Raw genomic sequence first — 12,114 nt, 5'->3', positions numbered from 1 at the left:
ATTCGGACTCTGACAAAACCGACGCAAACCCCACCACGCACCCGTGAGCCGCCGACTCGCTCTAATTCTTCCGGCCAGAACGCCCGATTGGTACGTCGCCGCCAAGAAGTAACCACAGAAGACCGCCACAGAGCGATCAAGTCCACAGGCGACGGCGGCGCCACCACCGTCCCGCACGGGTGTACCCCAACGGGACGAAAAGGCCCGGGTAAGGGATTCGAACCCTTGAACGATTTTCATCGTCACCGCATTTTCAATGCGGCGCCTTCGGCCACTCGGCCAACCCGCCACGCATGGTGGTCTTGAGGGACGCGACATCTTCAGCGTCGGGATTATGCGTAGGGCTCTAACCTTAGCCTAGACCTCGCTCCTCCGGGCCTACTCCAGAGGGGAAACCCGACTGCTTTCGAATTCCGGCCGCATCGGTCCTGGAAGTCTGCACACCATGGTGTGCAACCATCGCACCATGGCCTCCGCTCCCATCACTTTCACCGACCTCCAGCAGGGTGTGCCTGTCGAGGGCCTCGCGGACGGCGTGGTCACCATCGCCGCGTGCCTTCCGCAGGGGCCTGGGTGCGTCAAGGTCTACTACGAGGGTCGAGATGGCCAGGCTGGCTCGACGATTCTTTACGAGTCCGATCTCACTGGTCTCCGTCTCGCTTCCGACCGCGCGCGGTGGACCTTCGACGCCGACGCCACTGAGTTCAAGCTGGCGGCGGAATCATTGCGCATCATGCGGGCCGGACACTTCGACCCGATGATGGCCGTTTCGTCGTCCGACGTCGACCCGCTGCCGCACCAGATCCGCGCGGTATACGAGGAAATGCTCCCGCGCACCGAGCTACGGTTCCTCCTCGCCGACGACCCGGGCGCCGGCAAGACCATCATGGCCGGGCTCTACCTCAAGGAGCTCCAGCTCCGCGGTGACGTCCAGCGTGCACTCATCGTCGCGCCCGGCGGTCTCGTCGATCAGTGGCACGAGGAGTTGCGCAGCAAGTTCGGGATCCACGCGGAGGTACTCAGCCGCGAGCACATCAATAGGGTCGACGACCCCTTCGCCGACGCCTCCGTGCTGATCGCCCGCATGGACCAACTCGCCCGCAACGAGGATCTGCTGGCGATCCTCGCGGAATCGCGCTGGGACCTTGTCGTGGTGGACGAGGCGCACCGCATGTCGGCGCAGTGGTATGGCACGGAACTCCAAGCCACCAAGCGCTACGAGCTCGGCCAGTTGCTCAGCGAGATCAGCCGGCACCTGCTGCTCATGACGGCTACCCCGCACTCCGGCAACCCGGGTGCGTACCGGGCGTTCCTCGCGTTGGTCGACCCCGACACTTTCGGCGGCCCGCACCCGCCAGGCGCCCCGAGCCCGGACGCGGGCGCCCACATGCGCCGCATGGTCAAGGAGGACCTGCTCCGTTTCGACGGCACGCCGCTCTTTCCCGAGCGCCGCGCGGAGACGGTGGAGTATGAGCTCACCGATGCCGAGCGCGAGCTGTACGAGGAGGTGACCCGCTACGTCCGCGAGCAGATGAACCGCGCCGACGACCTCGACGACACGCGCACCCGCACGGTCGGCTTTGCGCTCACTGTGCTCCAGCGCCGCCTGGCCTCATCAACCCATGCCATCGTCCGCTCCCTCGAACGCCGCCGCGACCGGCTGCGGCTCCGGCTCCGAGATGAGCAGGCGGGCAGGCCGTTCGGCGCCCCACCGCGCAACACGCCTGTGGTCGACGCGGCGTGGGAGGACGATGATGAGGTCTCGGCGGCCGAACGCGAGCAGGCCGAGGACGCAGTGGTCGATGCCGCGACAACGGCCCGCACTGTCGCCGAGCTCCAGCTGGAGATCGACGAACTCGATCGCCTGGTCGACATGGCCCGCGGGGTGCGCGACGCCGGAGAGGACCGCAAATGGGCCCAGCTCCGCTCGATCCTCGATGCCGAAGTCCTCACAGCCCCGCAGACCGATCCCGAGGCTGGTCCGCGCAAGCTCATCGTCTTCACCGAGCACCGCGACACCCTCACCTACCTCGAGGATCAAATCTCAACTCTTTTCGGCCGGCCCGAGGCGGTAGTAACAATCCATGGTGGCACCCCGCGCGAGGAGCGGCAGCGAGTGCGCGAGGAGTTCTCCCACAACCCCGAGTGCCAAATCCTGCTCGCCACCGATGCCGCAGGCGAGGGCCTCAACCTCCAGGCCGCCCACCTCATGGTCAACTACGACCTGCCGTGGAACCCCAACCGGATCGAGCAGCGCTTCGGCCGTGTCCACCGCATCGGCCAGCGACAGGTCTGTCAGCTGTGGAACCTCGTCGCCGAGGGCACGCGCGAGGGCCAGGTGTTCACCCGACTGCTCGGCAAGATGGAGGAACAGCGGGCAGCCTACGACGGTCGGCTCTTCGACGTCCTCGGCGAGGCGTTCCGAGACACGCCGCTGCGCTCGCTTCTCATAGACGCCATACGCTACGGAGACGACCCCGCACGCATGGCGGAGCTCGACCGAGTCGTCAACGCCGAGGTCTCGGCCGGGCTCGACGAGCTACTCGCGCAGCGCCAGCTGGCGGACGACGGTGTGCGCGGTGAATCGCTACAGGCCATGCGACGGCGAATGGAGGAGGCCCGCGCCCGCAAGCTCCAGCCCCACAACGTCCAGGCGTACTTCCTCGCGGCGTTCGAGCGGCTGGGCGGCCGGGTGTCCGCGCGTGAGAAGGGCCGCTACGAAATCCGCAATGTGCCGGCCGTGCTGCGGCAACGCGTCGGTACCGGACCGGTCGCCACCCGATACCTGCGGGTGACCTTCGACCCTCAAGACACCGGAGGCGCCCGGCCCGCGGAGCTGCTCGCGCCGGGGCACCCACTCATGGACGCCGTGCTCGGCCTCACTTACGAGCGGACCCGCAGCGCCCTGGAACGCGGCACGGTACTCGTCGAACACGACCGGCTCACCGGCGGCCCGCGCCTGCTGCTCGCGGCCACCGGAACCATCGCCGACGGACGGGGACGCACGGTCTCCCGACGCTTCGAGTTCGCCACCGTCGGCCAGGACGGCGAGATCAAGCCTGGAGGAGTGGCACCCTACCTCGACGCCGGACCGCTACCCGGGATGGAACGTCCCGAGGGTGATCCGCGTGTACTCGACCTGCTCCACCAGCCGTGGCTCGGCGGGGCGACGGTGGAGGCGATCACGGCGTGGGCGACCACCCACCTCGTGCCCGACCACCTCACCGAGACCCGCTCACGCATCGAGGCGCGCGTGGCCAAGGCGATCCGTGAAGTAGAGCTGCGGATGACCGAAACGATCAACTATCTTGACGACACCGCCGTAACCCTCGAGGAGTCTCCCCCGCGCGGACGGCCCTCACGCGGGCGCACCCCGGACCGGCTCCGTGCGGACCGCGACGAGCTCGTAGCCCGGCGCGACGCGCGGCTGGACGACCTGCGCAGCCAGAGCGTGGTCCGAGCCGAGATCCTAGTAGTGGAGGGTGCCGCGCTACTCGTGCCCGCCGACTGGATCACCCCCGAGTTGGGCGCCCACGCCGCGGACACAGACGCCACAGACCGCCGCGCGGTGGCGGCAGTGCTCGCCGCCGAGGAGGCCCTGGGCCGAATCCCGGAGGCGCAGTCGCATTCCAACCCGGGCTATGACATCTACTCCACCGACGCCGACGGTGAAGGCGTGTTCATCGAGGTCAAGGGGAGAATCGAAGGCGCAACGAGTTTCCACTTTTCAAAGACCCAAGTGCTCTGCGGAAAAAACATGGGACCACGCCACCGCCTAGCACTGGTGTCAGTGTCACTGCGGGGACCGGAGCACGACAAAGTGCGCTACCTCGTAGACCCCTGCGCTGGCATGGACTTCGGCGCCTTCGAGACCACCGGGGTCGAGGGCGACTGGCGGGCCATGTGGGCCAAGGGCGGGCCACCGAGGTAAGCACATTCCTCGGACCGGCGTGAACTACGGTGGACTGCACAAACATGAAGTGCAGACATGGCGCGGTCTGCCGTGCGCAGACCCCTCCAGGAGACCCAAGTGACGACCCCGAACATCCAACGGCGAAAGCTCATCGAGGTGGCCTTGCCGTTGGAGAAGATCAACGCCGAGTCGGCCAGGGAGAAGTCCATCCGCCACGGGCACCCGTCGACGCTGCACTTGTGGTGGGCCCGACGGCCACTGGCCGCGTGCCGGGCTGTGCTCTTCGCCCAACTCGTCGACGACCCCTCTTCGAATCCTGATCTCACCGATGAGGAAGTTGTGCGTGAGCGCGCCAGGCTGCACGACCTTATCGAGCGGCTGGTGGTGTGGGAGAACACCACCGACGAGGCGCTACTCGATGAGGCCCGCGCGGAGATCCGGAAGTCCTGCGGCGACACTCCCCCGCCGATCCTCGACCCCTTCGCCGGCGGCGGGTCCATCCCACTCGAAGCGCAGCGGCTCGGGCTCGAGGCACACGCCTCCGACCTCAACCCAGTGGCCGTGCTCATCAACAAAGCGCTCATCGAGATCCCTCCGAAGTTCTCCGACCACCCGCCGGTATTCCCTGGCACGGTGGACGAGCTCGGTAGCACCTGGCCACGGGCGACAGGTCTGGCCGAGGACGTCCGACGTTACGGGCAATGGATGCGCGATGAGGCCGAGAAGCGCATCGGACACCTGTATCCCAAGGCGAAGTCGCCGGACGGACCTAAGTCGGTGATCGCGTGGATTTGGGCGCGGACCGTAACGTGTCCCAACCCCGCCTGTGGTATCCAGATGCCGCTGGTGCGCTCGTGGTGGCTGGGCAAGAAGAAGGGGAAGGAAGCTTACGTCGTCCCCACCGTCGATGACCGACAAGTGCGCTTTACGATCGGACACGACAAAGCGGAGGCGCCGACAAGAGAAGACGACGGAACGGTTAGCAGGACGGGCGCCATGTGCGTCTCCTGCAAGACCGCAATCGATCGAAATTACATCAAATCCGAAGGAATGGCAGGCCGGATGGGCGCCCAGCTCATGGCCACCGTTGCCGAAGGCAAGCGGACTCGGATATATCTATCGCCGACTGAAGAGCACGAACGCGCGGCAATAATCGCGCGGCCTGAGAATGTTCCAACCCAGTCGTTGGCATATGACCCGCGCAACGTTTGGACACCGGCCTATGGATTGACCGAGTTTGCAGACCTCTTCACTCCGCGCCAGCTCACCGCGCTCACGACCTTCAGCGATCTTGTTGGCGAGGCACGAGAGCGGGTCCTCGCCGATGCACTAACCGTGGGATTGCCCATCGGGGACCGCCTAGCCGCCGACGGTGCCGACGCCGCCGCGTACGCCGATGCCGTCGCGACGTACTTAATGATCGTTTTCACACGAACAATCGACCGGAACTCGGCTGTTTGCGGCTGGGATTCGAGCCCTTCAAAAGAGCAGGTCCGGGGAGTCTTTTCACGCCAGGCAATTGCAATGAGTTGGGATTATGCGGAGGCTAATTTCTTTGCATCTTCTAGCGGCACATTCTGGGAGAGCGTGCTGTGGGTCACTCGAGTTATGCAGCGCTTGCCAGCTGTATCGAATAGTGCAGTCGTTAGACATGAAGATGCCTCTAAAGCTGTTGGCAGAGAGCTAATCTCGACCGATCCACCGTACTACGACAATATTGGTTATTCTGATCTCTCTGACTTCTTCTATGTTTGGCTCCGCAGAGGCCTCAGTGAGATCCATCCCGACCTATTCGGAACACTCCTGGTTCCAAAAGCGGAAGAGCTCGTCGCCAATCCCTATCGTCACGACGGCAAACAGGGCGCGCAAGACTTCTTCGAGTCCGGATTCCGTACAGTCTTCGCGCGAGCCCGAGAAAACGCGCTGGCCGACTCACCCATCACTGTCTACTATGCTTTCAAGCAGTCTGAATCGGCGCTGGGTGGAGAATCATCCACCGGGTGGGAGACTCTGCTCGAAGGAATGATTCGCGGCGGCTGGTCCATTACCGCGACGTGGCCGATGCGCAGCGAGCTGAGCAATCGTATGCTCTCCCAGGGCACGAACGCTCTCGCCTCGTCCATCGTCCTAGCGCTCCGCCCACGCTCCGAGGACGCGCCCAAGATCGACAGACGAGGATTCTTCAGCATCCTCAAGTCGGAACTCCCTCCTGCGCTTAAGGAGCTCCAGCAAGGGCGCATCGCGCCGGTTGACTTGCCGCAGGCTGCGATTGGTCCGGGCATTGCTGTGTTCTCTCGCTACTCGGGTGTCCTTGAGGACGATGGCTCCAAGATGACTGTCCGCGCTGCTCTTCAGATGGTCAATCGCATACTCGACGAGGTCATGGCGGAGCAGGAAGGCGACTTTGATAATCCCACTCGCTTCGCTCTTGCGTGGTTCCGTCAGCACGGTTTCGCCACCGCCCTCTATGGTGACGCGGATTCCCTCGCCCGGGCCCGAGGCGTGGACATCGCCCAGCTGCAGCGTTCGGGCATTCTCACGGCCGGCGGCGGCAAGATGACGCTGCTGGGCCCGGATGTCATTGACGAGCAGTATGGCGAGGCCGGTTACGACCCCGCTACCGACACCGATCTTTCGCTGTGGGAACTCGTCATCCACCTGGCCTCGGCACTGCAGAAGGATGGCATCGACGGTGCCGGCCGGCTAATGGCCCGCGCACAGGAAGGGTCTGCGGGATCGGATGTGGACCTCGACCTCGCTAAGGAGCTTGGTTTCCTACTCTTCTCCCTGGCGGAGGACCGCAAGGACTCGACCACTGCGATCCCCTTCAACGCCCTCGTTACGTCGTGGGCCGACATCCTCACCGCTGCACGCACGGGCGTTGCCGAAAACCAGCTCTTCTGACCACCCGGAGGACCCTCATGGCACTGAGCAACCACGAACGCGTCGGCCGCGGCTTCACTTCGATGGGTATTGGACTGGATGAGTTCCTCACTCGCGTCCTCGCGCCCGAACTCAACGGCGTGCCGTGGGTTGACCTCCTCCGGACCGTTGACAAGGCCAAGGGAAACGCCAAAGGCAAGTACGAACCGACGGATCCCCAGTGCAGCCTGCGGCTGCTCACCGAGAACGTCACTGGCCGGATCAAGACCGGCTGGTTCCCGCTCAACAGCGCGGTCGGCCACGGGCAGCAAGCGCTCGCTTCGGAGCTTCGGGACACCCGCAATTCCTGGGCCCATGCGATGTCCCAGGGCTTCACCAACGACGACGCCTACCGGGCGCTTGACTCGATGTCACGGTTGCTCCGCGCGTGTGGCCAGCCGGTCCAAGCCGACGAGGTGGACGTCCACCGCCGGGAAGTACAGCGTCTGGCCGCCGAGAAGAACGATCGAGCGGTGAGCCGCCAGGCCGGGCTCGCCGAAGCGGTGGGAGACAACCTGCCCTCATGGCGGACCGTTCTGGAACCCCACCCCGACGTCGCCACCGGGAACTTCCACGCCGCGCAGTTTGCCGCTGACCTGCACGAGGTGGCTGCGGGCCGCGCCGGCAGTGAGTACGGCGAGCCGGTCCCGTTCTTCGAGCGCACCTACCTCACCGAGGGACTCAAGGACCTTCTGCTTCGCGCGGCACGCCGTCTTGGCGGCGACCCCGGTGCCAGCCCCGTCATCAACTTGCAGACCACGTTCGGCGGCGGCAAGACCCACTCCATGCTCGCCGTGTGGCACCTCGCCTCCGGCACCCCGATCCTCCAACTGCCGCAGGACCTGCGAGACCTACTCGCCGGTCACGACCTTCCCACCGGCGCACGGCGGGTGGCGATCGTGGGCAATCACCTCCAGGCCGGTGCGCCCAACGTGATGGAAGACGGCACCGTCTGCCACACGCTGTGGGGAGTGCTCGCGTGGCGGCTCGGAGGGCCCGAGGGTTACGCGATGGTCGCCGACGCCGACCGGACGCACACCAACCCCGGCGGTAAGCTCCGCGACCTTTTCGAGCGCTTCGGGCCCGCGGTGATCCTCATCGACGAGTGGGTGGCCTACGCCCGCGAACTTTACGGGCGCGATGATCTCCCGGGGGGAACGTTCGACACCCAGTTCACTTTCGCCCAGACCCTCACCGAGGCGGCCAAGGCAGTACCTGGCGTACTCGTGCTCGTCTCCATCCCGGCGTCGGCGGAGATGAACGAGGGCGAGTTTGTCACCAACGACGAGGAGGTCGGTGGCCAGAACGGTCGCGAGACCCTTCACCGGCTGCAGCGTGTGGTGGCGCGCGTTGCTGACCAGTGGCGCCCGGCTGACGCCGACGAGTCCTTCGAGATCGTTCGGCGTCGGCTCTTCGTCAGCCCCGACCGCGCCGCACTGGGCACTATCTCCGGGGTGGCCAAGGCGATGGTCGGTTACTACCGCAAACACAACACCGTCTTCCCCAAGGACGCGCAGAGCACGGACTACGAAAAGCGGATCCGAGACTGCTACCCAATCCATCCCGAGCTCTTCGACCGTCTCTACGCCGACTGGTCTACCCTCCCTCGATTCCAACGCACCCGCGGTGTCCTCCGGCTCATGAACGAGATCGTCCACGCCCTGTGGGCCTCCGACTCCGAGGCGCCCTTCATCATGCCGGGCAACGTTCCACTCGCCGACGACCGCGTGAACGCCGAACTCACCCAATACCTTGACGATCAGTGGAAAGCGATCATAGCCACCGACGTCGACGGTCCCGGTGCCGTGCCCACCAAAGTCGATTCGGATTCCCCGGTGTATGGAAAGCGCCACACCGCCCGGCGACTGGCCCGCACCGTCTTCCTCGGCGCCACCCCCACCCTGCACGGTGCGCAGAAGGGCATCGACCGCTCACGGGTGTTCCTCGGCACCGCCCTGCCCGGCGACACCCCCGGCAACTTCCATTCCGCCCTGGAGAGCATCGCCGATCGCGCCACCTACTTCTACTCCGGCGGCACCGCGTACTGGTACGACACCCAGGCCAACACCTCTCGGGCGGCGACGGACTACGCGGCCGGCCTTCCGATCGAAGACGTGTGGGCGGAGATCGAGCGCCGGCTGCGGGCGCACCAAACCACGCGACCCGACGGGTTCGCCGCCGTTCACATCGCCCCCGGCGGCCCGGCCGACGTACCCGACCAGGACCAGGTGCGCCTCGTCCTCGTCCCGCCCAGGTACACCAACGCGAGCAAGAAGGCCGACGGCACCGCTGGCGAATACGTCACCAAGGTCCTGGCCTCCAAAGGTGCCGGAGCTCGCACCCACCGCAACATGCTCCTATTCCTCGCCGCCGACGCCAAGCGCAACGCCGAACTCGAGAGCAGCACGCGCAAGTACCTCGCCTGGCGACACATCGTCGATGCCGCTGACACCGCCTTCGATCTCACTGCCAGCCAAAAGAAGCAAGCCATCGAGCGAGCCGCACAGGCCGACGACACCGTGACACAACAATTGTGGAGTGCGTATGTCTGGCTCCTTTACCCCGAGAGCATTCCGGGCCAGCAGCAGACGCTCGCCGCTGAGAAGGCCGACGGCAAGGGGTCCACTCTCGCTGAGCGTGCCGCCGAACGCGCCCGCAACGACTCTCTGCTTTCTGTGGGGATCGCGCACTCGCTTATCGACATGGACCTCAACGGTCCTCTGAAGTCGGCATGGTCTAACGGCGAAATCACGGTGGGCCAACTGTGGAGCTACTACACGCAGTACCCCTACCTCAAACGACTCCGCGACCGCGACGTACTGGTGAAGGGGCTCACCTCGCACGCCGACGTCCTCGATGCTGGGTTCGCACTCGCCGAAGCAAAGGACGGTGAGAAATACCTAGGGCTCGTCCTGCCAGAGGACCCCCAGCGGCCCACCGTCCTCGCCGACAATGCGCTCATCGTCACGATCGCACGGGCACGAGCGCAGCGAGAGCAGGAGTTGCGAGACCGCCACGCAGCCGACGCTGCGGACGGTGATGGTGGTGGACCCGAGAACGACGGCAGCAATGAATCCGGCAGTGACGACATAGACCCGGACGACGGCCCGGGCACAGTCGGGCCGCGGCCCGATACGGACCCGGTGCCGCCACCGGGCCCACCGAAGCCGCGGCGCTACTACGCCAGCTTCGACGTGCCCACCGACCGGCCATCGGGGCAAATCAAAGACATCCTCAACGAAATCGCAGACAACCTGCGACGACAGCCAGGAGCCACCGTCCGGGTGACCCTCGACATCGAGGCGACAGCGCCGGAGGGCTTCGACGAGGCAGTCGTCCGCACAGTCCGCGAAAACACCACAACCCTCAAGCTCGACGGAGAGTTCGAGTAGGTCCGAGCACCCCTGCGCGAGGAGAATCATGCCGAGCTTGTCCGCCCCCTCGTACCGTGATCGCCAATGGGCAGAGCGGTTCGATGGTCCCACCGAAGACGTCAACATGTTCATTGATGGCCTCAACCGCCGACACCGTTCGCACGGCGTGGTCCCCTACATCGCGCCGATTCACGGCGGCCTCAATGCCCGCGTGTTGGGGCTACTGTCGTCGCCTCCCGACAACGTCACCGGCGTAGGAGGCACCAAAATGCTGTCTGTAGAAAACGACGATGATGCTGCGCGATTCGTCGCCAAACAACTCAAGTCGAGCGGTATCGCCTACGCCGACTACTTGCCGTGGAATGCCTACCCCTGGCCACTAGGCAACGGCCGGGCCGACCTGACCCAGGACCAGGTGCACCTAGGAGCGGACATACTGGCCGAGCTGATCGCACACATGCCTCACCTGAAAGTCGTGATCGAGCTCGGAAAAGGAGCACCGATGCAGGTCCACATAAGGGCTCGGCGCACCCATCCTGAGCTGCGAGCCCGCGGAATCACGCGCATAGAAACGTACAGCCCAGGACCCGGTGGGTTGTCCGGGGCGCGCAGCGAACAGCAACGCCAGGAGCGCAACGACGAACGAGCCCGAGCGTTCCGCGAGGCTGCGCGAGTTCTGCACAAGTAGCGCTTTTCCCCGCAACACGAATGCTGCGTTCTGCTGCGAAAAATCGACCTGCCCCACAATGCGCCGATAATGTCAGATTTCGTCAAGAACGCTGGTCAACACGCCGGCGCCTACCGCCGAGCTGCTCTAGGTGGCTAGCTGTCGACATTTACCGGGGTGATGGCGAGGTGGTACTGCCCGACTGTCGTCTGCACAGTCACGGACACCTTGCCGACAGATTCTGGGGAGAAGCCAATCCTCAATGCCGATTGCTCAGCCGGTTTGACCATCCACGCACACGAAACCTCGAAACCCGGCCTGGTCGGGTGTCGCTACCTGATCTAATGACGTTATGAGAAAAACATTAGTATCGCTTGCTGTCGTGCTTTTCCTCCCCGCTGCTCCCGCCGCTGCTTCCGCTCAGCCCTTCGGATCTCTCGGGTCGTCGGAGGACTCATCGCCAGTCGTACCGGTCGCGCACGCACCGAACCCTCTCGAGGTGGATACGATCGAGCAACTTAATCGTCACCTCGAGGAACACATCCCGACGATTCCCGAGTCGATCCGGCCAACTTCGACAGTCACACTGACGCGAGACTCAGAGGTCTCACGACTGGCGCAGGAGGGAGCCTCAAAGGCTCTAGCGCTTTTCATGACCTTCGATCAGCGCCACGAGAGGGCCTGGGAAAGTCCGCAAATCCTCGACGATAACGCCGGATTCAAGGACGCTGTCGTGTGCGGACCCGGCCCTCTTACAGCGGTCCGGATCGGTGACGCCTACCGCGCCGTGGGTTCTTACGACGGCATGACGAGCGATCTACATGTGGTTCGACCGTTCACCCTTTATCAGTACCCCGACCCCCTGGTAGGAGTCGGATATGCCGAGCGAAACGGAGAGGCATGCTCCTACACGCTGCTCCGAAGTGCGAACTACCCATTCCTCTGACTTTCCAGCAGCGGCCCCGCCGGCCCCGTTCTCAAGCACCCCAACCGCCGGCAACGCCATGGCCTCCTCAGCCGACCTCTCTGGCGGTCTACATCGGAAGACGATCGGCCAGAGTGCCGATAAGTCGCGTTCCGACAATCCGCACCCCGTCTCACTCCCCCACGGCGTCACTAGGTCGCTACTCAGATGTGTCCGCGGCGCCACGACCACACTGACAGTCCCACCAGGACTAGCGCGGCGATTGGCAGGATCCACCGCCCCAGCAGAAAAGCTTGGAGCTGCCACAGCTGCT

At 64.8% G+C, this 12,114-nt stretch carries 5 protein-coding genes and 1 tRNA gene; 5 read left to right on the top strand and 1 reads right to left on the bottom strand.

Annotated elements, in window-relative coordinates; genetic code table 11:
- Positions 1 to 202: 202 nt before the first annotated feature.
- Positions 203 to 289: transfer RNA gene (locus ACWIE7_RS17650), tRNA-Phe, on the bottom strand.
- Positions 290 to 466: 177 nt separating this feature from the next.
- On the opposite strand from ACWIE7_RS17650, the gene ACWIE7_RS17645 reads away from it, so the two are divergent.
- The 5 genes from ACWIE7_RS17645 (at position 467) to ACWIE7_RS17625 (ending at position 11,822) form a co-directional block, all read left to right on the top strand.
- Entirely contained in the window at positions 467 to 3,931 is a 3,465-nt protein-coding gene (locus ACWIE7_RS17645) for a helicase-related protein (protein ID WP_454070123.1), read from the top strand.
- A gap of 99 nt (positions 3,932 to 4,030) precedes the next feature.
- Positions 4,031 to 6,817, top strand: coding sequence for a DUF1156 domain-containing protein (locus ACWIE7_RS17640; RefSeq protein WP_454070122.1), 2,787 nt, complete (start codon positions 4,031 to 4,033; stop codon positions 6,815 to 6,817).
- A gap of 17 nt (positions 6,818 to 6,834) precedes the next feature.
- Complete coding sequence (locus ACWIE7_RS17635) at positions 6,835 to 10,227, top strand: Swt1 family HEPN domain-containing protein (protein ID WP_454070121.1); 3,393 nt, start codon at positions 6,835 to 6,837, stop codon at positions 10,225 to 10,227.
- 28 nt (positions 10,228 to 10,255) lie between these two features.
- Positions 10,256 to 10,897, top strand: coding sequence for a hypothetical protein (locus tag ACWIE7_RS17630; RefSeq protein ID WP_454070120.1), 642 nt, complete (start codon positions 10,256 to 10,258; stop codon positions 10,895 to 10,897).
- 478 nt (positions 10,898 to 11,375) lie between these two features.
- Positions 11,376 to 11,822 carry a hypothetical protein gene (locus tag ACWIE7_RS17625; protein WP_452101058.1) on the top strand — a complete coding sequence of 149 codons (447 nt, stop codon included), beginning with the start codon at positions 11,376 to 11,378 and terminating at the stop codon, positions 11,820 to 11,822.
- The last annotated feature ends 292 nt before the right edge of the window (positions 11,823 to 12,114 follow it).

It is taken from the genome of Dietzia sp. NPDC055343 (assembly GCF_053645265.1).
This window is presented reverse-complemented; position numbering and strand designations above follow the sequence as displayed.